The following is a 23,232-nucleotide window of genomic DNA, read 5'->3' as shown; positions in this document are numbered from 1 at the left end:
CTCCTCCCCGCCGGCCATCTCCCCGCGGTCGGCGCCCTCAGGCTATGCCCTTGCGGGGCGCCGTCTGGTCGGTCGGCCTCTACTATGCCTGCCGTGGGCGGGCCCTCGTGCTCCGGTAGGGTGAGGCCCCGACCAGACCGCCCCCACTGTGCGGGCGAAGACGGACACAAGGGGGCGTAGAGGGATGGGGCGGACCGCCACCCGGGCCCGGAAGAGCGTGGGGAGCGGTGCGCCGGACCGGCGGAGGGCCTCCGGTCCCGGCCGCGCGGGGGCGCCCCCGCGGGCGTCGCGCGGCCGGCGGGCTGCGGGCCCCGCGGTGCTGGCCAGGGAGCCCGGTGCCGGGCGGTACGGGCCGGTGCGCCTCCACCAACTGGTGCTGCTCCAGGTCGCCGCGGGGGTGGCGCTGGCCGCCTGGGCGGTCGACGGGACACTGCTCCTACCCGCGGCCGGACTGGCCGCCGTCCTGCTCGTACCGGCGGCGGTGCGCTGGCGGGGGAAGTCGCTGCCGGAGCGGGTGGCCGACGCGCTCGCGCTGCGCCGGCGCCGGGGGAACGCCGCGGTGGCGCCGGAGCGAGGGGTGCCGGCCGGGCTCGCCCCGGTGGTCGAGTGCGCGCCGGGGCTGCGGAGTTCGGCGTACGCGCACCGGGACGGCCGGGTCGTCGGCCTGGTGGGCGACGAGACGTTCCTGACCGCGGTGGTGCGCGTCGAGCAGCGGGACGCGGCGCTGCGCGGTCGGCGCGGTGACCGCCCGCTCCCGCTGGGCCCGGTGTACGACGCGCTGGAGGTGGACGGCGTCCGGCTGGAGTCCGCGCAGGTGGTGCAGCACACGCAGCCCGCACCGGCGCCGACGCTGCCGCCGCGGGCGGTGGCGGCCCTGAGCTACGCCCCGCTGCAGCGCGAGGCCGGCACCCCGGCGGCTCGGCTGACCTGGGTGGCGCTCAAGCTCGACCCGGAGCTGTGCCGGGAGGCGGTGGACGCGCGGGGCGGGGGGCTGGCGGGAGCGCAGCGCTCGCTGGTGCGCGCGGCCGACCACCTGGCGAGCCGGCTGACCGGCGCGGGCTTTCGCGCGTCGGTGCTGTCGGAGGACGAACTGGTCGCCGCGCTGGCGACGTCGGCGGTGGCGGACCCGCTGGTGACGGCGCAGGCGGGCCAGCCGGACGCGACCCCGGTGCGGCGCACGGCGGAGTCGGCGCGCGCGTGGCGGTGCGACGGCCGGTGGCACACGGTGTACGGGGTCGGACACTGGCCCCGGCTGGGCGCGGGCGGCAGCCCGTTGCCGGACGTGGCGGCGGCGCTGTCCGGGGTGCCCGCGCTGGCGAGCACGGTCAGCCTGACGCTGGCCCGCGGCCCGCGGGAGTCGGTGGCGGTGAGCGCCCAGGTGCGCATCACCGGCCGGAGCGCGGAGGAACTCGCGGAGCTGCGCGGGCGGTTGGAGGAGGCCGCGCGCGGCGCGGGCGTGGGCCTGACGCGGCTGGACCGCGAACAGGTGCCCGGTGTGCTGGCCTCGCTGCCGCTGGGAGGCGTGCGATGACGGCCAGGCTGCGCGGCCCCCGGACGCCGCGGCACCTCCTGCCGGTGGACCAACTCGACGCGCTGGCCCTTCCGCTGGGCGACGACGGCGTGGTCGCCGGGGTGGACGCGCAGGGCGGCACCGCGGTGCTCGGCTTCCACCACCCGCGTCCCTACGACGTCGTGCTGATCGGCGGCCTGTGGACGGCGCAGGTGCTGGCGCTGCGGCTGGCCGCGACGGGCGCGCGGATCGCGGTGGAGACGGGCCGGCCCCAGGTGTGGACCACGCTGCTGCACGCCGTGGGCGGCGAGGCGGGGGTGGGCGGCGCCATGTCCGTGCACGAGGTGGGCCGGGTGCCTCCGCAGGGCGCGACGGTGGGCAGCCCGGTCGTCGTCGTGCGCGACTGCGGCATGAAGCCGCCGCGCGGGCGGGTGAGTTCGGGCCCGTGGCAGTCGGTGCTGACGCTGCTGCCGTACCTGAGCCCGGTGGCGCCGCGGCTGCTGCGCGGCGCGGCGCTCGCGGGCGTCCAGCGGGTGTCGCCGCAGGAGGCGCGGCACCTGGGGCGCCTCCTGGCGCTGTCGCCCCAGGAGGTGGGCGCGCTGCCCGCGCTGGGCGACGGGGTGACGCTGTGGTGCGCGCCGAAGGACCGCCAGTTCGCGATGATCCAGCCGACGGACGCCGAGACGGGCCTGCTCGGGGTCGCCCGCCGGCTGGACTGAGCCGCGCCCGGGCGCCTACGGCCGCTGACCGGTCTCCTGCCGGAACTCCTCCAGCGGCATCGTCCGCGACTCCTCGGGCAGCGTGACGTCGGTGGGCTCGCCGAACTCCCCGAACGTCGTGGTCGACTCCTGGTCCCCGCGGGCCGCGTCCAGGCGCAGCAGGTACGGCGTGCCCGAGGCGGCGACGTAGTACGTGTCGGAGGACCCCTCGCCGGTGACCTCGATGGCGGTGGTCGGCGTGCCGTTCACCTCGGTGTCCTTCTCCGGCGCCAGCCGCCCGGTGTCGGCGATGGTGAACAGGGCGGAGCACTCCTGGCCGGTGTCGGCGTAGACGAAGACGTCGGCCAGTTCGTCGGGGACGTCGACGGCCTGCCCGGTCTGCTCCAGCGAGGCCGCCAGCAGCTCAGCGCTGAGGTAGTTGCGGCCGTCCTTGCAGTACATCTCCCCGGAGACCGCCCCCGAGGCGACGGTGCGCAGGCCCTTGTCGGGGTCGTAGGTGGTCTCCTGCGTGGCGTCGGCGAAGGCGGTGGTGGTCCCGGTCGAGTGAAAAGTCGTCTCCTCCATGGCCGCGTTGGCCTTCTCGATGAGCTCCCGCGTCTTCGGGTCGGCACCCTCGGAGCGCTCGGCGGTCCCCTCCGAGGTGCCACAGGCGCCGAGGGCGACGAGGAGGGCCACGGACAGGGCGGTGGCGGCCAGGGGGCGGACGGAAAGAGTCACGATGTGGTACTCCGGTGGGGTGCGGCGGTCGGGGTGCGTCCGGTCCAATATGCCCCGTCCAACGGGCCACGCGGCACCGGGGTAACGACGCGGCCCGGCCTGCCGCGGCACCGCGCGCGACGTTTAGGCTGGGGAGCCGCGCGGCCCGCGGGCCGCCGAGGCGCCCACGTCCGGGGGTACCGGGACGACCGGGGTGAGTGACCAGATCAGCAGGAGGCACTGTGAACAGCGACCGGGACGAGATCCACGGCGACGGGATCACCCCCGGCGAGGACCCTGAGTCGGAACTGGAGACGACGGGCGAGTTCACCATCGACTACACGCCTCCGGCGTGGTACACGCAGAACAGCGCAGCCGCGTCTCCCGCGTACGGGCAGGTGCCGCCGCCCCCGCCGGAGTACGGGACGCCCGCGCCCGGCACCCCCGGTTACGGCACCCCCGGTTACGGCACCCCCGGTTACGGCGCCCCCGGGCACGACACCCCCGGGCACGTCACGCCCGGGCACGCCGAGCCGGTGCCGCACACCCCGCCGCCTCCCCCGCACGCGCCCGCTCCGCCGCCGGTGCCGCCCACCGCGCCGGCGGCCCCGCCCGCGCCGCCCGCGGTTCCCGACGCGGCCGCGGGCGCCCAGGGCCGTCCCCCGCAGCCGCCCGAGGAGGAACTGAGCGGGCAGACGATGCGGATCTCCCCGGCGGCCCTGCGCCGGGAGTTCGCCGAGCGGGACGCGCAGAAGGCCCGCCGGGAGGCGGCCGACCGGGAGGCCGCACCGGCGTCCCCCGCTCCGGTCGCCCCCGCGTCCCCGGAGCCCGGGCCCGAGGACGGCACGCGGCGGGAGGGGACGTCCGAGGAGCCCGCCGAGGCCGGTCGGCCGGAGGAGTCCGCCGCCCCGGCCGAGGCCCCGACGACCGCACCCGCCACGCCGTCTGGGCCCGGGCCCGCCGCCGCAGCCGACGCGGGCCCGGCCCCCGAGACGGCCCCGGACGCCGGATCGGACGCCGGATCGGGCACCGACACGGACGCCGACACCGACGCGGCCGCGGACCCCGAGCCCGCTCCGGCCTCCACGGCCGGGACGCCCGTGGACACCGGACCTGCCGACGACGCACACGCGCCCGCGCCCACCGACGCCGCAGCCGCTGACGCCGCGCCCGCCAACGCCGCAGCCGCACCCGCGCCCACCGCCGACGCGCCCCCGGCCGCCGCGGAGTCAGCCCCCGGGGACGGGCCCGCGCCGGGCGCCGGCGGACCGCAGGACGCGCCGCCGTCCGGCATGGCGTGGGGCGGCCCTCCGGCCGCGGGGCCGAGCGGTGCCGCGCCACTGCCACCCCTGCCGCCGCAGTACCAGCGGGCCGCGCCCCCCGTGCCGCCGCCCGCTCCGGGGGCGCAGCCGCACCCAGCGCCCGGTGAGGGGTACGGCTACCCGCGTCCGGACGGCGGCATAGCACCGGAGCGGCGGGCACCGGCCGAGGGGTACGGCTTCCCGCACCCCGGCCCGCCCCCGCAGCCGCCCGCGGGCGGCCCCCAGGGGCAGCCGCCCGCCGGACACGGCTTCCCGCAGCCGCCCGCCACGCCCGGCCACGACGCGCAGGGGCCGCAGGGGCCGCAGCAGCCTCCCGGCTACGGCTTCCCGCAGCCCGGGCCGGGCGGACCGGCAGCGGCCCCGCAGGGGCAGCCGTGGGCCCCCGGCCCGCAACCGCAGCCCGGCGCCCAGCCGCCCGGCGAGCCGACGCACCACCCGGCGCCGCCCCCGCAGCACCAGGCCCCCCAGCCGTACCCGGCCCCGCACGCACCCCGGCCCGCGAGCCCGCACCAGGGCGCACAGCCGCCGCAGTCCCCGCACCCCGAGGCCCAGCCGGGTGCCGGGCAGCCGGACCCGCGGGCGGGCCACTCCTGGCCGGACCCGCGCCAGCCGCACGCCCAGCCGGGGTCGCTGGGGTACACCGCGTCGGTGGAGCTGAGCTCGGAGCGGCTGCTGAACCCCAAGCGCAAGCCGCGCCCGCAGAGCGGCAACCGGGCGTCCCGCTTCCGGCTCGGGGCGCGGAAGGAGGAGGCCGAGCGGCAGCGCAAGCTGGAGCTGATCCGCACCCCGGTGCTCTCCTGCTACCGGATCGCGGTGATCAGCCTCAAGGGCGGGGTCGGCAAGACGACGACCACCACGGCGCTGGGCGCGACGCTCGCCAGCGAGCGCCAGGACAAGGTGATCGCCATCGACGCCAACCCGGACGCGGGCACGCTCGGCCGCCGGGTGCGCCGCGAGACGGGCGCGACGATCCGCGACCTGGTCACCGCCATCCCGCACCTGCACAGCTACATGGACATCCGCCGGTTCACCTCGCAGGCACCCTCCGGTCTGGAGATCCTGGCGAACGACGTGGACCCGGCCGTCTCGACGACGTTCAACGACGAGGACTACCGGCGCGTCATCGACGTCCTGGGCAAGCAGTACCCGATCATCCTCACCGACTCCGGCACCGGCCTGCTGTACTCCGCGATGCGCGGCGTGCTGGACCTGGCCGACCAGCTCATCGTCATCTCCACGCCGTCGGTGGACGGGGCGAGCAGCGCGAGCACCACGCTGGACTGGCTGGCCGCGCACGGGTACGGGGAGCTGGTGCGGCGCAGCCTGACCGTCATCTCCGGGGTGCGGGAGACGGGCAAGATGATCCGGGTCGAGGACATCGTGTCGCACTTCAAGACGCGGTGCCGCGAGGTCGTCGTCGTGCCGTTCGACGAGCACCTGGCGGCCGGTGCGGAGCTGGACCTGGACCTGATGCGCCCGCGCACCCGCGAGGCGTACTTCAACCTCGCCGCGCTGATCGCCGAGGACATCACGCGCCACCAGCAGTCGCAGGGGCTGTGGACGCAGGACGGGACGGGGCAGCCGCCGCCGCAGGTCGCGCCCCCGATGCCGGGGCACGGTGGCCAGCCCGCGCAGCCCGGGGCCTGGGGCCCGCCCCCGCAGGGTCCCGGCCCGGCGGGCCCGCCCCCGCACCCGGGGCACGGCGGCCACCCCGCCCACGGCGCACAACCCGGGCCGTCCCACCCGGGGTACCCGGCGCCGGGCCAGGGCTGGCCGCAGCGGTAGCGCGCCGCACGGGCACACGCGTAGGGGGCACGACCGGTGTGGCCGTGCCCCCTACGCGTCCGCTCAGGCGCGCCTCACGCCTCCGGGGCGGTCAGCCGCCGCGACTGCTCGACGTCGCGGGCCATCTGGGCCAGGAAGGCGTCCAGACCGGGGAAGACCTCCTGGCCGCGCAGGTAGGCCAGGAAGTCGACGGCGACGTGGCGGCCGTACAGCTCCAGGTCCTCGCGGTCGAGGGCGTAGGCCTCCACGGTGCGGTCGACGCCGTGGAACTGCGGGTTGGTGCCCACCGAGATCGCCGCGGGCAGCGGCGCGCCGTCCACGACCAGCCAGCCCGCGTAGACGCCGTCGGCCGGGACGGCGGTGTAGGGCAGGGTCTCGACGTTGGCCGTGGGGTAGCCCAGCTCGCGGCCGCGCTGCGCTCCGCGGACGACGACGCCCTCCACGCGGTGCGGGCGCCCCAGCACCTCCGCGGCGCCCGCGACGTCCCCCTCGCCCACCAGGCGGCGGGCCAGGCTGGAGGAGAACGGCTCGCCGCCGCCCGCCTCCCCGCGCGCGGACAGGTCCACCACCCGCACGTCGTAGTCGTAGGTCTCCCCCAGCTCGGCCAGCAGCCGCACGTCCCCGGCCGCTCGGTGGCCGAAGCGGAAGTTGGGGCCCTCGACGACGGTGCGGGCGTGCAGCCGGTCGACGAGCACCTTGACGACGAACTCGGCCGGCGGGAGCTGGGAGAACTCGGTGGTGAACGGCAGCACGAGCACCGCGTCCACGCCGAGCGCGGCCATGAGCTCGGCCCTGCGGTGGTGCGGGGCGAGCATCGGCGGGTGGCTGCCGGGGCGGATCACCTCGCGCGGATGGGGGTCGAAGGTGACGACGACGGCCGGTACGCCCAGTTCCCGGGCGCGCTCCACGGTCTTGCCGATGATGAGCTGGTGTCCGCGGTGGACGCCGTCGTACGAGCCGATGGTGACGACGCTGCGCCCCCAGTCCTCGGGGATGTCCGCCAAGCCACGCCAGCGCTGCACTGTGCCCCGCTCCTCGCCGCATGCCGATGCTGCATGTGATGGGTCGATGTGGTTACCGTTCGGTCCAAGGGTGCCATGCGGCCGTACCGGCCCGCCGCCCGGGCACGGGCCGGGCGGCCCCGGCCGGCCGGGGCGCGGCGGTCGGCGAAGCCCCGGCGGCACGCGGTCAGGCGAAGACGGCCAGGCTCTTCGCCCGTCCCCCGCGCTCTTCGACGAGGGCCAGGAAGCGGTCGCCGGGGCCGAAGACGGCCACGGGGCCGGGCGGCAGCTCGGGCATGTCGAGCTGGACCCCGTTGCCGATGAGCCGGGCCTGCCGCTCGCCCACGTTCCAGCGCGGGAAGGCCCGGGTGACGGCCTCGCCGAGCGGGAGCACCTCCAGCGACTCCTGGAGCTGGTCCAGCGTGCGCGCGGCGCCGACGGCGTACGGCCCGACCCGGGTGCGGCGCAGCGCGGTCAGGTGGCCGCCGACGCCGAGGCCCGCGCCGATGTCGCGGGCGATGGCGCGTACGTAGGTGCCGGAGGAGCAGACCAGGGACACCAGCACGTCGAGCACCGGCGTGCCGTCGGCCGCCTGCTCGTGGCCGACGCTGTGGACGACGAAGGAGGAGATGGTCACCGAGCGGGCGGCCAGCTCCACCTCCTCGCCCTCGCGGACCCGGGCGTAGGAGCGCTTGCCGTCCACCTTCACGGCGCTGACCTTGGACGGCACCTGCTGGATGGTGCCGGTCTGCCCGGCCACGGCGGCGTCGATCGCCGCGCGGGTCAGGCCGTCGGCGGCGGTGGCTGCGGTGATCTCGCCCTCGGCGTCGTCGGTCACCGTGCTCTGGCCGAGCCGGATGGTGGCGACGTACTCCTTCTCGGTGAGCGCGAGGTGGCCGAGCAGGCGCGTGGCCTTGCCCAGACCGAGGACGAGGACGCCGGTGGCCATCGGGTCCAGCGTCCCGGCGTGGCCGACGCGGCGGGTGCGGGCGATGCCGCGCATCTTGGCGACGACGTCGTGGGAGGTGAAGCCGGCGGGCTTGTCGACGACGACGAGCCCGTCCGGTGGCGCGGGGCGCGCGCCACTGCTGGGCTGCTGCGGGGTGTCGGTCACGGTCAGGCGTCCTCGCCGTCGGTGGCCTCGTCGGCCTCGGCGGCCTCGGCGGGCTTGCGGTACGGGTCGGCGCCGGCCGCGTAGGAGGCCCCGGAGGCGTTGGCGCGCAGTTGGGCGTCGGACTCGCGGGCCCGGGCCAGGAGGTCGTCGATGGTGCGCGCGTTCTCCGGGAGCGCGTCGGGGACGAAGGTCAGGCTCGGGGTGAAGCGCACCCCGGTCTGCCGGCCGACCTCCGAGCGCAGGACGCCCTTGGCGGACTCCAGCGCCGCGGCGGAGGCGGTGCGGTCGTCGTCGTCCCCGTAGACGGTGTAGAAGACGGTGGCTTCCCGCAGGTCTCCGGTGACCCGGGTGTCGGTGATCGTGACATAGCCGAGCCGCGGGTCCTTGATCCGCCGCTGCAACGTCTCGGCGACGACGACCCGGATGCGGTCAGCCAGCTTGCGTGCCCGCGCGGTGTCGGTCATGTGATCACTCTTTCCGTTCCGGTCAGGGGTCGGGGTGGGGGCCGGTGGCGGGGGCCGCACCGCTGCGCGCGGGCCGCCGGAGCCGGGTCGGCTAGGCGTCGTCCTCGCCGTGGAACCGCCGCCGTACGGACAGCAGCTCCACCTCGGGGCGGGCGGCGACCAGCCGCTCGCAGCGGTCCAGGACGTCGCCGGCGTGGCCCGCGTCGCCGGAGACGACCGCGAGGCCGATGCGGGCCCGGCGCAGGAGGTCCTGTCCGCCGACCTCCGCGACGCTGACGGCGTGCTTGCGCTGCAGCTCGGCGACGATCGGGCGGACGACGGAGCGCTTCTGCTTCAGCGAGCGCACGTCGCCGAGCAGCAGGTCGAAGGACAGCGTCCCTACATACATGCGGTGCGGGTCAAGCCGACCCGTGAGGCCTCATCCGTTGGTCAACGGTCCGTGCTGAACACTGAAACCGTACACGCACCCGGGGTCCCGCTTCGACGCGTATAAGCGGACCTCGGCGGGCCCCGGGCGGGGTACGGAGGGCAGCGGTGGGCCCGGGACGGGCCGCGCCGAGCGTGTCGCTCGACGGGCCCGCCCCGGGCCGGGTCACCGCCGCGTCGGACGCGTGCGCACGGGGCGCGGTGCGTCAGGCGCGGGGCTTCTCGCGCATCTCGTAGGTGGCGATGACGTCGTCCACCTTGATGTCGTTGTAGCTGCCGAGGTTGATACCGCCCTCGAAGCCCTCGCGGATCTCGGTGACGTCGTCCTTGAACCGGCGCAGGCCCTCGATGGTGAGGTTCTCCGCGACCACCTTGCCGTCGCGCAGCAGGCGGGCCTTGGTGTTCCGCCTGACCTCGCCGGACCGGATGAGCACACCCGCGATGTTGCCGAGCTTGGAGCTGCGGAAGATCTCGCGGATCTCCGCCGTGCCGAGCTCGACCTCCTCGTACTCGGGCTTGAGCATGCCCTTCAGGGCCGCCTCGATCTCCTCGATCGCCTGGTAGATGACCGAGTAGTAGCGGACGTCGACGCCCTCGCGCTCGGCCATCTGCGTCGCGCGCCCCTCGGCGCGGACGTTGAAGCCGATGACGATGGCGTCCGACCCGGAGGCGAGGTTGATGTCGGACTCCGTGACCGCGCCGACGCCGCGGTGCAGGACCCGGATGTCGACCTCGTCGCCCACGTCGAGCTGCACCAGCGCCGACTCCAGGGCTTCCACCGAACCGGAGGCGTCGCCCTTGATGATGAGGTTGAGCTGCTGGACCTCGCCCGCCTTGAGCACCTTGTCCAGGTCCTCCAGGGAGACCCGGCGGGTGCGCTTGGCGAACGCGGCGTTGCGCTCGCGGGCGGCGCGCTTCTCGGCGATCTGGCGGGCCGTGCGGTCCTCTTCCACCACCAGGAAGTTGTCGCCCGCTCCGGGGACGTTGGTCAGGCCCAGGACGAGCGCGGGCATGGAGGGCCCGGCTTCCTGGATGTTGTTGCCCTTGTCGTCGAGCATGGCGCGCACGCGGCCGTAGGCGTCGCCGGCGACCATCGTGTCGCCCACCCGCAGGGTGCCGCGCTGGACGAGCACCGTGGCCACGGCACCGCGGCCGCGGTCGAGGTGGGCCTCGATGGCGATGCCCTGGGCGTCCTGCTCGGGGTTGGCGCGCAGGTCGAGGGCGGCGTCGGCGGTCAGCACGACGGCTTCCAGCAGGCCGTCGATGTTCTCGCCCTGCTTGGCGGAGATGTCGACGAACATCGTGTCGCCGCCGTACTCCTCGGCGACGAGCCCGTACTCGGTGAGCTGGCCGCGCACCTTCGTCGGGTCGGCGCCCTCGACGTCGATCTTGTTGACCGCGACGACGATCGGCACCTCGGCCGCCTTGGCGTGGTTGAGCGCCTCGATCGTCTGCGGCATCACGCCGTCGTTGGCGGCGACGACCAGGATCGCGATGTCCGTGGACTTCGCACCGCGGGCACGCATGGCGGTGAACGCCTCGTGACCGGGGGTGTCGATGAAGGTGATGCGGCGCTCCTCGCCGTTGACCTCCGTCGCCGCCTGGTAGGCACCGATGTGCTGGGTGATGCCTCCGGCCTCGCCCTCGATGACGTTCGTCTTGCGGATCGCGTCGAGCAGGCGGGTCTTGCCGTGGTCGACGTGACCCATGACGGTCACCACCGGCGGGCGGGAGGCGAGTGCCTCCTCGCCGCCCTCGTCCTCGCCGAACTCGATGTCGAAGGACTCGAGCAGCTCGCGGTCCTCCTCCTCCGGGCTGACGATCTGGACGACGTAGTTCATCTCCTCGCCGAGCAGGTGCAGCGTCTCGTCGGCGACCGACTGCGTGGCGGTGACCATCTCACCCAGGTTGAACATCACCTGGACGAGCGACGCCGGGTTGGCGTTGATCTTCTCCGCGAAGTCGGTGAGGGAGGCACCGCGCGACAGCCGGACGGTCTCGCCCTTGCCGCGCGGCAGCATCACGCCGCCGACCGACGGCGCCTGCATCTGCTCGTACTCCTGGCGCCGCTGCCGCTTCGACTTGCGGCCGCGCCGCGCCGGCCCGCCGGGACGGCCGAACGCGCCCTGGGTGCCACCGCGGCCACCGGGGCCGCCGGGACGCCCGCCGAAGCCGGGACGGCCACCGCCGCCCGGACGGCCGGCGAAGCCGCCGCCACCACCGGGACGGCCGGCGAAGCCGCCGCCGCCACCGGGACGACCGCCGCCGCCGGGACGCCCGCCCGGACCGCCGGGACGCCCGCCGGGACCGCCGCGGCCCGGACCGGGACGCGGGCCCGCGGCCGGACGCTGCGGCATCATGCCCGGGTTCGGACGGGGACCGCCGGGGCCGCCGCCGGGACGGGGACCGCCGCCAGCGCCCTGCGGACGCGGCATGTTGCCCGGAGTGGCGCGACCGCCGCCGGGTGCCTGCGGACGCGGGCCCGCCTGGCCACCGCCACCGGGGCCGGGAGCGGGACGGCCACCGGGCTTGGGCGCGCCGCCGGGCCGCGGGGCCTGCGGGCGGGCCATGCCGGTGTTGCTGCCGGAGGTGAAGGGGTTGTTACCCGGACGCGGGCCGGACGAGCGGCCACCGGGCTTGCCACCGGGCGCGGCGGGCCGGGGCGCGCCGGGCTTGGGCGCGCCGGGGCGGCCACCGCCGGGCTTGGGCCCGGACTGCTGGCCGGCGGGCGGCGCGCTGAACTCGGGGCGCGAGGGCGCGGGCTTGGGCGCGCCGGGGCGGGCCGTGCTCGCCGGGCCGGGCGCGGGCGCCTTGGGGGCCGCGGGCCCGGGCTTGGGAGCCTCGGGACCCGGCTTGGGGGCCTCCGGGCCCGGCTTGGGTGCCTCGCCGCCCGGGCGGGGGGCCTCGGGGCCCGGCTTGGGGGCACCGGACGGGCGCGGCGCGCCCGGCTTCGGGGCGGCCGGACGGGCGGTCGCCCCCGGCTTGGGCGCACCCGGCTTGGGTGCGGTGGACTTCTGGGGTGCCGCCGGCTTGGCGGCGGGCTTCGACTTCTTGGCGCCGCCACCGGACGCGTCGAACGCGTCGGTCAGCTTGCGCACGACCGGTGCCTCGATCGTCGAGGACGCCGAACGGACGAATTCACCGAGTTCCTGGAGTTTGGCCATGACGACCTTGCTCTCGACTCCAAGCTCCTTGGCGAGCTCGTATACCCGGACCTTAGCCACTTCGCTCCTTAGACGGTCCGGGGTGGGCGCCGCCGGACCTTCGCTACTTGTACATGGGCGTACTCATCGCGTACTCATCGAGTGCTCATCGCAATCTCGACCTACTTCCGACTCGCGAGGTACCTCGTCCCGCAGCCCTGGGCGGGCGTGCGGGTCTTCTTACGGTTGCGCCTGCTGCACGCGCCGACGCAGTCGGTCCGTACCGAGCGCCCCGGCGCGGCCTCCCTTCAGGCGGAAGGCCCGCACGAACGCCCGGCGGCGGACCGCCTGGTCGAAGCAGGCAAGGCTGGGGTGCACGTACGCACCCCGGCCGGGCAGCGTACCGCGAAGATCGGGGACGCACTCACCCTCGATCATCACCACACGCAGCAGATCGGCCTTGGCCGAGCGTTCCCTGCACCCCACGCAGGTGCGTTCGGGGCAGGCTCGGGCACGCGTCCGGCCAGACACTGGTTAAGTCTACCTCCCTGTGCGGTCATTCCCCTGGCGGGGGGTAACCGCGGCGTCGCCGTCCGGCTCGGGGCCGTCGGCCGCTGTGTCGCGCGGTGCTCCGGACGGTGTCCGGGGCCACACCGCGGTGGCCGCCGCACGCGGCGGCGGACCGCTTGCGTCCGGCACCGGGCGCCTCGCAACCGGGCCTCCGGTTCCGGGCCGCCCGGTTCCCCGGCTCGCCGCCCCTGCTTCCGCCCCGGCCCCCGGCTCCGGGCCGCCGATCGCTCAGGCCGTCCCGGCCTCGTCCTCGGCCGAGGTGTCGGGCCGGATGTCGATGCGCCAGCCGGTGAGCCGGGCGGCGAGCCGGGCGTTCTGGCCCTCCTTGCCGATGGCCAGGGAGAGCTGGTAGTCGGGCACGGTGACGCGGGCCGAGCGCGCGTCCTCGTCGACGACCTCCACCTTGCTCACCCGGGCCGGGGAGAGCGCGTTGGCCACCAGCTCCGCCGGGTCGTCCGACCAGTCGACGATGTCGATCTTCTCGCCGTTCAGCTCTGCCATGACGTTGCGCACCCGGCCCCCCATCGGACCGATGCACGCGCCCTTGGCGTTGAGCCCGGACCGGGTGGAGCGGACCGCGATCTTCGTGCGGTGGCCGGCCTCCCGGGCGACGGCGGCGATCTCGACCGAACCGTCCGCGATCTCCGGGACCTCCAGCGCGAACAGCTTGCGGACCAGGTTGGGATGGGTGCGCGAGAGGGTCACGGACGCGCCGCGCACCCCCTTGGCGACCCGCACCACGTAGGAGCGCAGCCGGGCGCCGTGGCGGTAGTCCTCCCCCGGCACCTGCTCCTGGGGCGGCAGGATGGCCTCCATCTTCCCGATGTCGACCAGGACGTTCCTCGGGTCCTTGCCCTGCTGGACGACGCCGGTGACGATGTCGCCCTCCCGGCCCGCGTACTCGCCGAACGTCAGCTCCTCCTCGGCGTCCCGCAGCCGCTGCAGGATGACCTGCTTGGCCGTCGTCGCGGCGATGCGGCCGAAGCCGCTGGGGGTGTCGTCGAACTCACGCGGTTCCTGGCCGTCGGCCAGGTCGGCCGGGTTCTCGGTGGCCCACACCGTGACGTGGCCGCTGGAGCGGTCCAGCTTCACGCGGGCGTGCCGGCGGCTGCCCTCGGTGCGGTGGTAGGCGATGAGGAGCGCGGCCTCGATCGCCTCGACCAGCAGGTCGAAGGAGATCTCCTTCTCTCGGACGAGTCCCCGCAGGGCGCTCATGTCGATGTCCACGGCTACGCCTCCTCCTCGTTCTCGTTGTCAGCGTCGGTCTTCTTGCCCGGGCGGTTGAACTCGATCTCGACCCTGGCGCGGGCGATCTCGCCGAACTCCACCCGCCGGCCGGTGGGCTTGCGGCCCTTGACGCCGGGCACCTCCAGGTCCAGCCCGGCGTCGTCCACGGCCAGCAGGCGGGCGGTGAGGTCACCGCCCTGGTGCAGCCGCAGGGCGAGCAGGCGGCCGACGGCGCGGCGGTAGTGCCGCGGCTCGGTCAGCGGCCGGTCGGCTCCCGGCGAGGTGACTTCCAGCACGTAGGGGGCGGCGCCCATCGCGTCGTGCTCGTCCAGCACCGCGGAGCAGGCCCGGCTCAGCTCGGCGCAGGCGTCCAGCTCCACGCCGTCGTCGGAGTCGACGACGACCTTGAGCACGCGGCGCTTCCCGGCGGGGGTGACGGTCAGCTCCTCCAGGTCCAGCCCGCGCTCGGTGACGAGCGGTTCCAGCAGCCCGCGCAGCCGGTCGTTCTGGGTGGTGCTCATCCGGGTGACTCCTCGGCCGCGTGTGCTGTTGTCGGGCGGTGGAGACGGCGGCGGTGCGCACGTCTCGGGCAGGACCGTGGACAGCCTAGCGCCTCGCGCCGACCGAGCCGACCCGCGCGGGCCGCCGCCGCCGCTCGGGTGCACCGGGCCGCCCGGTCGGGTGCCGCAAGCGGACGGCGGCGGACCGGCCGGAGGCCGGCCCCGGCCGCGCCGGGTACGCTCACCGGGCGGGTGATCACCTGTTCTGGTGCCGCTCCTTTAGCCGACCGTACTGCCTGTGGGGTGCGTGATGTCCCTTCCGTCCGGACGGCCGCGCAGACGCGCCGTGCTGGCGGCCGGGGCCGCGGGCGCGCTCGTCGGCGCGCTGGCGGGCTGCACCGGCGACGGGGCCGAGCGCCGCGCGCGGCGGGACGCCGTCGAACGCGGGGCGGAGCTGCGCCGGGAGGCCGCCGGGCAGAGCGCCGCGCTGCTGGAGCGCTACCGGGCGACCGCCGCGACGCATCCGGCGCTCGCCGACCGGCTCGGGCCGCTGCGCGAGCACGTGACCCGGCACCTGGACGCCTTCGGCGGCCACCGGGCGACCGGTACCGCGCGGGGCACCGGTACCGCGCGGGGCGCCGACCCGGCGCGCACGCCCACCGGGCCGGTGCCGGTGCCGGGCGAGGAGCGGGCCGCGCTGCGGGCGCTGGCGGACGCCGAGCGCGGCACGGCGCGGGCGCGCACCCGGGCGCTGCCCGGGGCCCCGCCGGAGCTGGCCCGGCTGCTGGCCTCGGTGGCGGCGGCGGGCGAGGTGCACGCGTACCTGCTGGGCGAGGCGTAGGACGGGGGCGCGCGGTGGTGGACGAGGAGCGGCGCGCGGCCGAGCTGGCCGCGACGCAGGCGGCGCTGGCCGCCGAGCACGCGGCCGTGTACGGCTACGGCGTGGTGGGCGCGCGCGTCGGGGAGGACCGGCGGCGCGCGGCCCGGGACGCGCACGCCGCGCACCGCTCCCGGCGGGACGCGCTGGCCCGCCGCGCGCGCGACCTGGGGGCGGCGCCGCGGCCGGCGCTGGCCGGCTACGCGCTGCCGTACCCGGTCCCGGACGCGGCGGCGGCCGTGCGTCTGGCGGCGGACCTGGAGGACCGGGTGGCGGGGGTCTACGCGGACCTGGTGCGGGCGGCGGACGGCCCGGCGCGGCGGGAGGCGGCCGCCGCGCTGCGCGAAGCGGCACTCCGGTCGGCACGCTGGCGCGGCGGCGGCGTAGCCTTCCCTGGGCTCGCCGAGCGCGACCCGGCCACGCGGGCGGTGGCCGACGCCCCGGACGCCGCGCGGACCACCGCCGGCGACCGGTAGCCCGGTGGCCGCCCGGCCGAGACCGACGCCGCGCCGACCCGGCCACGCACCGACTACCCGTCCGGCACGGCGACACCCGACGAAAGGCACCGCGCAGCACATGGCTTCCGTCCCGCATCCGGAACCGCCGCAGCGCCTGGTCCGCTCCCTGGGCGGACCCGGACACCCGTGGCTCGCCGGGCTCGACGCGCTGGCCGAGACGATGCTGGCGCGGTGGGAGCTCACCTCCGAACGCCTCGCGCTGCCGGGCGGGCGCAGCAGCGTCGTCCTGCTGGTCCGGCGGGCGGACGGCGGCCCGGCGGCGCTGAAGCTGTGCGGCCCCGGGGCGCGGACGGCCCCCGGTGACCCGCTCTCCCCACGCCCGGCCCCCGCGGCCCAGGCGGCGGCGGAGGCGGCGGCGCTGACCCGGTGGGACGGGCTCGGCGCGGTGCGGCTGCTGCGCGAGGACGTCGCGGCCGGGGCGCTGCTGCTGGAGCGGCTGCACGGCGAGGTGTCGCTGCGCTCGCTGCCGGAGGCCAAGGCCACGCTGGAGGCGGCGTCGGCGGTTCGGCGGCTGTGGGTGTCCCCGGACGAGGGCCACCGCTTCCCGACCGTCGCCGAGCACACCGCGGCCGAGGTGGCGGGCGTGCTGCGCCGGGCGCCGCGCGAGGCGCTGCCCCTGGTGGACGCCGCGCTGCTGGCCCGCGAGGAGCTGCTGGCCACCGCCGGGGAGGGAGTGCTGCTGCACGGCGACTTCCGGCAGGGCGCGGTGCTCGCCGCGGACGCCGAGCGCGCCCCGTGGCTCGCCGTGGGCCCGGAGCCGCTGGTGGGCGAACCGGCCTTCGACCTCGCCCGGTTGGCGCGCGACCGGCTGCACGACCTCCTCGCCTCCCCCGGCGCCCCGGCCGCCACCCGGCGGCGGGTGACCAAGCTGGCCGACTCGCTGGAGGTGGACGCCGAGCGGCTGCGCGGCTGGACGCTGTACCGCGCGGTCGAGTCCGGCGTGCGGCACCTGCTGCGTGGCGACCGGCAGGACGGCGAACTGCTGCTGGAGTTCGCCGGCTGGCTGTAGCCCCTGCCCGACCGTTCACGTCGGATCAGGCCGCGGCGGCGGGTGCCGTGCATCGCAAGGCGGAGGGCCGCCCTCGTGCTGGGCGTACACGGGCGTACGTGGGCGTACACAGACGAACACAGACGAACACGGACGTACATGGGCGCGCCCGGCAACGCGGCGACGTGCGGTGCGGTGCCAGGCGTCGCGGGCCCGGCCGGAACGGTCAGGCAGGGTCTAACCGCGCGCACCGGTCGCCCGCGCCGCCGCCAGGCGCCGCAGCGGCAGGGGCGCGCCCATCACCGCGTAGGGGCTGGGCGCGCTGGGGAAGACGACGCCGCGGGCGAGGTCCCGGTAGCCCAGCCGCCGGTACAGCGCGCGGGCGGGGCTGTCGGTGTCGATGGCGGACAGCAGCGAGCGCGGCTGGTCGGCGGTGTCGGTGATGCGGGTGATGAGCCGCGCGCCGATGCCCTGCCGCTGGTACCCGGGGTGCACGTGCAGCTCGGTGATGGTGAAGGCGCCGTCCAGCCAGGCGTCGTGGCCCGCCCGGCGCAGGTAGGGCTCGACGACGGTCGACCACCACTGGGCCCGGTCGTTGGGCATGCCGTACACGAAGCCGACCAGCCGGCCGTCCGGGGTGAGGGCACCCAGGGAGCGGGCGCCCGGCGCCGTGAGGTGGCGCAGCACGATCGGGCGGCGGATGGCCACCTCGTCCTCGCTGAGCCCGAACGCGCGCGCCTGCACCGCCAGCGCCTCGTCCACCCGTCCGGCCAGGTCCAGCGCTTCCACCACCACGTCTGCCATGGTCCGAGCGTACGTCGGCGGCGTCGGCCGGATCAGTCCCCCGCGGCCTTCGGCGCTCCGGTCGGCGCCGCGCCCCAGCGGCGCGAGAGGGCGGCGACCGCGGCGGCGGCCCGCTCGCGGGGACCGGCCCAGGCGCAGTAGCCGTCGGGCCGCACCAGAATGGCCTCGCAGCGCGGCCACGGGCCCTCGGCCGCGCCGATCCGCCCGCGGACGACGGTGGTCAGGTCGTCCCACGGCGCGGGGAGCTCCACGGGGTCCCCCTCCCCCTGGTCGAGCAGGACGAACCGGCCGGCGCGCAGCGCGCGGTGCAGGTGCTCGTCCGCCCCGGAGGCGGTGCGCACGCTCAGGTCCGGGACGCGGTGCCCGGCGGTGCCCCGGGGGCTGTGCGGGTCGGCCGCACTGCGGTAGGCGACGGCGAGCCCGGAGAACTGCCGGACGGCGCGCCGGCGCAGGGCCGGGACGCCCGTGACCGCGGACAGGCCGGCCCAGCGGGCGAGGCGGGCGGGCGGCGCGCCGGAGGTGAGCAGCCGGGTGGCGCGGTCGGTGGCCGCGATGACGCCGGCGGCGACCGGGTACCGCTCCTCCTCGTAGGTGTCCAGCAGGCTCTCCGGCAGCGTGCCCCGGGCGACGGCGGCCAGCTTCCAGCCCAGGTTCACCGCGTCCGCGAGCCCGAGGTTCAGCCCCTGGCCGCCGAGCGGGGAGTGCACGTGGGCGGCGTCCCCGGCCAGGAGCACGCGGCCCCGGCGGTAGGCGGTGGCCTGACGCTCGTGGAGCCGGAAGCGGGACGTCCAGCGGGGCTCGCCCGGCGCGAGGTCGCGGCCGAAGAAGCCGGTCAGCGCCGTCCGCAGCTCCCCGGGCTCGACCGGGCGCTCCGACCAGCGCCCGGCGGGGTCGACGAGGGCCACCCGGTGCCAGCCGTCGCCGAAGGCGACGCACACCACCGCGCCCGCGCGCCCCACCTGGACGAGCAGGTCCTCCGGCGGCGGCGCCCCCAGCCGCACGTCGGCGACGACGATCGGGAACGGGTACGTCTCCCCCGCGAACCCGACGCCCATCGCCTCGCGGACGCGGCTCTTCGCGCCGTCGCAGCCGACCACCCAGGCGGCCCGCTCCTCCCACCGCCGGTCGCCGGACTCCAGCCGGCAGACCACCTCGTCCCCCTCCTGGGCGCAGCCGGTGAGCGTGACGCCCCGTTCGATCGTGACCCCGAGCTCCCGGGCCCGGGCCTCCAGGACCTCCTCCGTCTCGCCCTGCGGAAGAACCGTCACGTGCCGGTAGCGGCTGGGCAGCCGGCCCAGGTCGAGCGGTGAGTCGACCACGCTGACGCGCAGCTGGGGCACCACGTTGCCCCGCGCCAGCACGGTGTCGGCCAGCCCGCGCTGGTCGAGCAGCTCCATGGTGCGGGCTTGCAGGCCGAGGGCCCGGGACTCCCGGCTGCGGTGGGTACGGCGTTCGACGACCGTGCAGCGGACGCCGGCGAGCGCCAGTTCGCCGGCCAGGCACAGGCCGGTCGGCCCGGCTCCGGCGATGAGGACGTGCTCACCTCGGGTGGATGCCACGGGAGTGCTCCTCTCCAGGACGGGGGTCTCCGCGTCCTCTCGGCGCGGAAACTCACCACGTGATGAACTCTACAAGTGTTGAGTTTCCGGGGCAACAACCGGCACCGGGTCGGCCGGGTGGCGCCCGGCGCCATTCGGGGAGGCCGGCACGACGCCGGACACCGGGCGGCCGGCGCGCCCCGGAACCGGGGGTGGGCGGGCGCCGGTCTCAGGCGACGGGCAGCGACGAGCGGCGGGCACGGGCGGGGCGGCGCGCACGGCCGCTCAGGCGGCAGCCGCGAACCCGGAGACGGTGCCCGCCCGGCGCCCACGACGGGACCAGGCCCGTCGAGCGAGCGCGGTGGCAGGCGGCGCCCGCCGGGCAGGCGACGGGCGGCGGGCTCAGGCGTCGGGGGCGGGGCCGGGGAGGGGGCCGGTGAGGTAGCGCTGGAGCGTGGGGGCGACGGCCGCGACGACCTGGTCCGGGGACATCGCCGTCAGGGGCTCGACGCGGACCAGGTAGCGCGTCATCGCCAGCCCGACGAGCTGCGAGGCCACCAGCGACGCCCGCACCTCCGGCTCGTCCTTCCCCGCCGCCCGCGCGATGGGGGCGAGGACCTCCCCGGTGAGGAACTCGCGCAGCATCCGGGCCGCGGCCTCGTGCGAGACGGCCGAGCGCAGGATGCCGCGCATCTGCCGGGACGTCGGCTCGCCCTCCCAGAGCCCGAGGAACGCGCGCAGCAGCCGCTCCCCCGTGCCCCGCACCCCGCCGTCGAGCACCGCCGCGACGACGACCCGCGGGTGCAGCGCGTCGTGGATCGACGCCGTGAACAGCCCCTCCTTGGAGCCGAAGAAGTGGTGCACCAGGGCCGCGTCCACCCCGGCGTCCTGCGCGATCCCCCGGACCGAGGCCCCGCCGTAGCCCTGCTCAGCGAAGCGCGACTGGGCGGCCTGGAGGATCGCCTGCCGGCTCACGGTCGCACCGGGCCTGCGACCGGTGCGCTTGGGCGCGGCCCCGCGCTCGTCGGCAGCCACCGCGGGTCACCTCCGTGCGGGTCGACAAGGAATTCAACGGTACCGGACTTCAGCGGGCCGGACGCCGCCTCCGCCACCCGCTCAGAACAGCACGCTCATGAACGCGCCGACCTCGCGGAACCCCACCCGCCGGTAGGCGGCCCGGGCGGCGGTGTTGAAGTCGTTGACGTAGAGGCTGGCGACCGGTGCGAACTCGGCCAGCGCGAACCGCAGCACGGCCGCCATGCCCGGCACGGACAACCGCTCCCCGCGCCGCTCCGGGGCCACCCACACGCCCTGGATCTGGCAGGCCTCGGCGGTGACGGCGCCGATCTCCGCCTTGAACACCACCCTGCCGTCCTCGAACCGCGCGAAGGCCCGCCCGGAGCCGACCAGCTCGGCGACCCGCGCCTGGTAGACCAGGCCGCCGTCCCCGGCCAGCGGGGAGACGCCCACCTCCTCGGTGAACATCGCGACGCACGCGGGCAGCACGCTCTCCAGCTCGTCCTTGCGCACCCGGCGCACCCCGGGGTCCGGTGCCACCGTCGCGGAGGGCACCTCGGCCACCATCAGCGGCTGGTGGGCGCGGACCGCGCGGGCCGGGCCCCAGTGCGGCTCCAGGTGCCGCCAGAGCGCGGCGGTGGCGGTGGCGGGGCCGACGATCGACGAACACCGCCGACCCTGGCGGCGGGCCCGCTCGGCGAACGCCGCCACGGCCTCCGGCCCGGCGCACACGGGGACGAGGTTGGCGCCCGCGTAGCACAGCGAGGTCAGCCGTCCGCCGCTGTACCAGCCCCACATCTCCCCACCGAGCCGCCACGGGTCCAGCCCCGAGGCGCGCACCCGGGCGGCGACGAAGGCGTTGGCGACGGGTTCCCGGCCCAGCACGGCCAGCGCCTCGTCGAGATCCCCGGGCGTCAGTGGCCGGGTCGAAGTCGTCGTCAACACGTGCGAAAAGGTGCCTCACAGTGCGGGGCCCTGCCGGGGGCCGGGCCGGGAAACGAACCCTCACGGGGAGATTCTCCGCACTGTACCCCTGCCGGGCACCCCACCGCTCCCGGCCCGAACCAGCCACTCGCCTCGCTCGCCTGGGCGGGCGACGGGCGTCCCGCACGCCCCGCACGGCGCAACCGGCGCGTGCCGCACCGGCGTCCGCCCGCGCCCGCCCCCGGCGTGCGCCCCCGGCGTGCGCCGTCCCGGGCCCCACCGGTCCGCGACGCGCACGGCGCCCACTCGACCCGCTCGCACGCACAGGGCGGCGCGCCCCGGCTTCATGGTTCCGGGTGCGCCCAGCGCGCGGTGCTGCGGCCCACGAGACGGCGCGCCCGGCCCGGCACCCCGCGGAGGCGTCCGTCACGCCACGCCGCGGCCCACGGCGACCCACGGCAGGGCACAGGGGGCGGCGCGAGACGCGGCGCAGAGCGCGTGTGTGCCCCAGACACAGCGCGTGCAGCCCGCAACGCGCCGCGGAGCACACGCCCCGGCACAAGGACGCGCCCCGGCCCGCACCGCACGGCACAGAGCCGCGCCCCCCACGCACCCCAGGCACGGCACAGCGCACACGGCCCGCCGCACGCCGCGCGCGCCGCGCGGGCGAGGGCGCGCCTCCGCCCGCGCGGCGCGCGGCTCCGGGCCACGGGGCACGGCAAGCGCACGCCGACCGCGCGCGCGGCTCCGGGCGCGGCACCACCCGGCGCGGGTCGCCCCGTCGCGCCGCGCCGCCCGGCGCCGTGCGTCAGGCGACCGTGACCTCGGGCGGGCCGGAGGGCTCGCCCTCGGCCTCCATCGCCTCGGCGATCTTCATCGCCTCCTCGATCAGCGTCTCGACGATCTTCGACTCGGGCACCGTCTTGATGACCTCGCCCTTGACGAAGATCTGCCCCTTGCCGTTGCCGGAGGCGACGCCGAGGTCGGCCTCGCGCGCCTCACCGGGGCCGTTGACGACGCAGCCCATCACGGCGACGCGCAGCGGCACCTCCATGCCGGTGAGCCCGGCCGTCACCTCCTCGGCCAGCTTGTAGACGTCGACCTGGGCCCGGCCGCAGGAGGGGCAGGAGACGATCTCCAGCCCGCGCTCGCGCAGCCCGAGCGACTCCAGGATCTGGGCGCCGACCTTGACCTCCTCCACCGGCGGCGCGGAGAGGGAGACGCGGATGGTGTCGCCGATGCCCTCGCTGAGCAGCGCGCCGAAGGCGACGGCCGACTTGATGGTGCCCTGGAACGCGGGACCGGCCTCGGTGACGCCCAGGTGCAGCGGGTAGTCGCAGCGCTCGGCGAGCAGCCGGTAGGCGTTGACCATGACGACCGGGTCGTTGTGCTTGACGGAGATCTTGATGTCCCGGAAGCCGTGCTCCTCGAACAGCGAGCACTCCCACAGCGCGGACTCCACCAGCGCCTCCGGCGTCGCCTTGCCGTACTTGCGCAGCAGGCGCTGGTCCAGCGAGCCGGCGTTGACGCCGATGCGGATGGGCGTGCCGGTCTGGGACGCGGCGCGCGCGATCTCCTTGACCTTGTCGTCGAACTGCTTGATGTTGCCCGGGTTCACCCGCACCGCGGCGCAGCCCGCGTCGATCGCGGCGAACACGTACTTCGGCTGGAAGTGGATGTCGGCGATGACCGGGATCTGCGACTTGCGCGCGATGGTCGCCAGCGCGTCGGCGTCGTCCTGCGTCGGGCAGGCCACCCGCACGATCTGGCAGCCGGAGGCGGTCAGCTCGGCGATCTGCTGGAGCGTGGCGCCCACGTCCGAGGTGCGGGTGGTCGTCATCGACTGGACGGACACCGGCGCGTCCCCGCCGACGGCGACCGAGCCGACCTGGATCTGGCGGCTCGGGCGCCGCTCGGCGAGCTTGATCGGTACGGACGGCATTCCCAGCGCGATCGCTGTCATCTGGCGCAACCCCAAGGTGTGGTACTACGTGCCGAGATCGGCAGGCTCCAGCCCCGAGATTACGGCACGTAGCGCCCCCTCAGCACACCGAGCCCGGCGCTGCGCCCGAAGGGGGACAGCGCCGGG

Annotated in this window: 20 protein-coding genes; 6 read left to right on the top strand and 14 right to left on the bottom strand. The window is 76.6% G+C overall.

All coding sequences use genetic code 11. The features are described 5' to 3' along the window. Positions 1-184 precede the first annotated feature (184 nt). Together eccE and OSB71_RS01570 are read left to right on the top strand one after the other, a co-directional pair. On the top strand, positions 185-1,531 hold the full coding sequence (gene eccE, locus OSB71_RS01575; RefSeq protein WP_416237173.1) for a type VII secretion protein EccE: 1,347 nt from the start codon (positions 185-187) through the stop codon (positions 1,529-1,531). Beyond that, entirely contained in the window at positions 1,528-2,229 is a 702-nt protein-coding gene (locus tag OSB71_RS01570; protein WP_265943281.1) for a hypothetical protein, read from the top strand. Before eccE ends, OSB71_RS01570 begins: the two co-directional genes overlap by 4 nt. A gap of 15 nt (positions 2,230-2,244) precedes the next feature. Here the strand turns inward: OSB71_RS01570 and OSB71_RS01565 are convergent, their stop codons facing one another. Beyond that, positions 2,245-2,946 carry a hypothetical protein gene (locus tag OSB71_RS01565; protein WP_265943279.1) on the bottom strand — a complete coding sequence of 234 codons (702 nt, stop codon included), beginning with the start codon at positions 2,944-2,946 and terminating at the stop codon, positions 2,245-2,247. 221 nt (positions 2,947-3,167) lie between these two features. On the opposite strand from OSB71_RS01565, the gene OSB71_RS01560 reads away from it, so the two are divergent. Then, the gene (locus OSB71_RS01560; RefSeq protein WP_265943277.1) at positions 3,168-6,032 is read left to right on the top strand and encodes an SCO5717 family growth-regulating ATPase; all 2,865 of its coding nucleotides are present in this window, start codon (positions 3,168-3,170) and stop codon (positions 6,030-6,032) included. Between the two features lie 74 nt (positions 6,033-6,106). Here the strand turns inward: OSB71_RS01560 and OSB71_RS01555 are convergent, their stop codons facing one another. The 8 genes from OSB71_RS01555 to rimP all read right to left on the bottom strand — a co-directional run bounded on the left by OSB71_RS01555 (position 6,107) and on the right by rimP (position 14,498). Beyond that, a complete protein-coding gene (locus OSB71_RS01555) occupies positions 6,107-7,054 on the bottom strand; it encodes a bifunctional riboflavin kinase/FAD synthetase (protein ID WP_265943275.1) in 948 nt (315 codons plus the stop codon). A 166-nt stretch (positions 7,055-7,220) separates the two neighbouring features. Beyond that, a complete protein-coding gene (gene truB, locus OSB71_RS01550; protein ID WP_265943273.1) occupies positions 7,221-8,147 on the bottom strand; it encodes a tRNA pseudouridine(55) synthase TruB in 927 nt (308 codons plus the stop codon). A gap of 2 nt (positions 8,148-8,149) precedes the next feature. After that, a complete protein-coding gene (gene rbfA / locus OSB71_RS01545; protein ID WP_265943271.1) occupies positions 8,150-8,611 on the bottom strand; it encodes a 30S ribosome-binding factor RbfA in 462 nt (153 codons plus the stop codon). A 91-nt stretch (positions 8,612-8,702) separates the two neighbouring features. Then, on the bottom strand, positions 8,703-8,999 hold the full coding sequence (locus OSB71_RS01540) for a DUF503 domain-containing protein (protein WP_265943269.1): 297 nt from the start codon (positions 8,997-8,999) through the stop codon (positions 8,703-8,705). A gap of 244 nt (positions 9,000-9,243) precedes the next feature. Then, positions 9,244-12,261, bottom strand: a complete 3,018-nt coding sequence (gene infB, locus OSB71_RS01535) for a translation initiation factor IF-2 (protein ID WP_265943267.1) — start codon at positions 12,259-12,261, stop codon at positions 9,244-9,246. Between the two features lie 159 nt (positions 12,262-12,420). After that, positions 12,421-12,711, bottom strand: coding sequence for a YlxR family protein (locus OSB71_RS01530; protein ID WP_265943265.1), 291 nt, complete (start codon positions 12,709-12,711; stop codon positions 12,421-12,423). 267 nt (positions 12,712-12,978) lie between these two features. Further along, positions 12,979-13,977, bottom strand: a complete 999-nt coding sequence (gene nusA / locus OSB71_RS01525) for a transcription termination factor NusA (RefSeq protein WP_265943263.1) — start codon at positions 13,975-13,977, stop codon at positions 12,979-12,981. 2 nt (positions 13,978-13,979) lie between these two features. Next, positions 13,980-14,498 carry a ribosome maturation factor RimP gene (rimP, locus tag OSB71_RS01520; RefSeq protein ID WP_265943261.1) on the bottom strand — a complete coding sequence of 173 codons (519 nt, stop codon included), beginning with the start codon at positions 14,496-14,498 and terminating at the stop codon, positions 13,980-13,982. A 289-nt stretch (positions 14,499-14,787) separates the two neighbouring features. Between rimP and OSB71_RS01515 the strand changes: the two genes are divergently transcribed. The 3 genes from OSB71_RS01515 (at position 14,788) to OSB71_RS01505 (ending at position 16,881) form a co-directional block, all read left to right on the top strand. Then, entirely contained in the window at positions 14,788-15,318 is a 531-nt protein-coding gene (locus OSB71_RS01515; protein ID WP_265943260.1) for a hypothetical protein, read from the top strand. Positions 15,319-15,332: 14 nt separating this feature from the next. Then, positions 15,333-15,830 (top strand): DUF4439 domain-containing protein, encoded by a 498-nt coding sequence (locus tag OSB71_RS01510; RefSeq protein ID WP_265943258.1) that lies wholly within the window; start codon positions 15,333-15,335, stop codon positions 15,828-15,830. A gap of 100 nt (positions 15,831-15,930) precedes the next feature. Then, positions 15,931-16,881, top strand: coding sequence for an aminoglycoside phosphotransferase family protein (locus OSB71_RS01505; RefSeq protein ID WP_265943256.1), 951 nt, complete (start codon positions 15,931-15,933; stop codon positions 16,879-16,881). Positions 16,882-17,097: 216 nt separating this feature from the next. On the opposite strand, the gene OSB71_RS01500 is transcribed toward OSB71_RS01505, so the two are convergent. The 5 genes from OSB71_RS01500 to ispG all read right to left on the bottom strand — a co-directional run bounded on the left by OSB71_RS01500 (position 17,098) and on the right by ispG (position 23,106). Continuing rightward, complete coding sequence (locus OSB71_RS01500; protein ID WP_265943253.1) at positions 17,098-17,664, bottom strand: GNAT family N-acetyltransferase; 567 nt, start codon at positions 17,662-17,664, stop codon at positions 17,098-17,100. A gap of 32 nt (positions 17,665-17,696) precedes the next feature. Beyond that, on the bottom strand, positions 17,697-19,223 hold the full coding sequence (locus OSB71_RS01495; protein WP_265943251.1) for an FAD-dependent monooxygenase: 1,527 nt from the start codon (positions 19,221-19,223) through the stop codon (positions 17,697-17,699). A 381-nt stretch (positions 19,224-19,604) separates the two neighbouring features. Then, positions 19,605-20,237: a TetR/AcrR family transcriptional regulator gene (locus OSB71_RS01490; protein WP_265943248.1), complete on the bottom strand. Its 633-nt coding sequence runs from the start codon at positions 20,235-20,237 to the stop codon at positions 19,605-19,607. An 81-nt stretch (positions 20,238-20,318) separates the two neighbouring features. Continuing rightward, positions 20,319-21,164 carry a GNAT family N-acetyltransferase gene (locus tag OSB71_RS01485; protein WP_265943246.1) on the bottom strand — a complete coding sequence of 282 codons (846 nt, stop codon included), beginning with the start codon at positions 21,162-21,164 and terminating at the stop codon, positions 20,319-20,321. 787 nt (positions 21,165-21,951) lie between these two features. After that, on the bottom strand, positions 21,952-23,106 hold the full coding sequence (ispG, locus tag OSB71_RS01480; protein ID WP_265943244.1) for a flavodoxin-dependent (E)-4-hydroxy-3-methylbut-2-enyl-diphosphate synthase: 1,155 nt from the start codon (positions 23,104-23,106) through the stop codon (positions 21,952-21,954). Positions 23,107-23,232: the final 126 nt, after the last annotated feature.

It is taken from the genome of Streptomyces marinisediminis, from assembly GCF_026262575.1.
In the GTDB taxonomy this organism is placed as follows: Bacteria; Actinomycetota; Actinomycetes; order Streptomycetales; family Streptomycetaceae; genus Streptomyces; species Streptomyces marinisediminis.
Note: the sequence above shows the minus strand (reverse complement) of the source record. Positions and strands in the feature narration are given on the sequence as shown.

Excerpts from the sequence above, each read along its gene's own strand:
- ispG (WP_265943244.1), bottom strand. The coding sequence starts at position 23,106 with ATGACAGCGATCGCGCTGGGAATGCCGTCCGTACCGATCAAGCTCGCC.
- OSB71_RS01500 (WP_265943253.1), bottom strand. The coding sequence starts at position 17,664 with ATGGCAGACGTGGTGGTGGAAGCGCTGGACCTGGCCGGACGGGTGGAC.
- OSB71_RS01505 (WP_265943256.1), top strand. The coding sequence starts at position 15,931 with ATGGCTTCCGTCCCGCATCCGGAACCGCCGCAGCGCCTGGTCCGCTCC.
- OSB71_RS01570 (WP_265943281.1), top strand. The coding sequence starts at position 1,528 with ATGACGGCCAGGCTGCGCGGCCCCCGGACGCCGCGGCACCTCCTGCCG.
- rimP (WP_265943261.1), bottom strand. The coding sequence starts at position 14,498 with ATGAGCACCACCCAGAACGACCGGCTGCGCGGGCTGCTGGAACCGCTC.
- OSB71_RS01540 (WP_265943269.1), bottom strand. The coding sequence starts at position 8,999 with ATGTATGTAGGGACGCTGTCCTTCGACCTGCTGCTCGGCGACGTGCGC.
- OSB71_RS01515 (WP_265943260.1), top strand. The coding sequence starts at position 14,788 with ATGTCCCTTCCGTCCGGACGGCCGCGCAGACGCGCCGTGCTGGCGGCC.
- rbfA (WP_265943271.1), bottom strand. The coding sequence starts at position 8,611 with ATGACCGACACCGCGCGGGCACGCAAGCTGGCTGACCGCATCCGGGTC.
- eccE (WP_416237173.1), top strand. The coding sequence starts at position 185 with ATGGGGCGGACCGCCACCCGGGCCCGGAAGAGCGTGGGGAGCGGTGCG.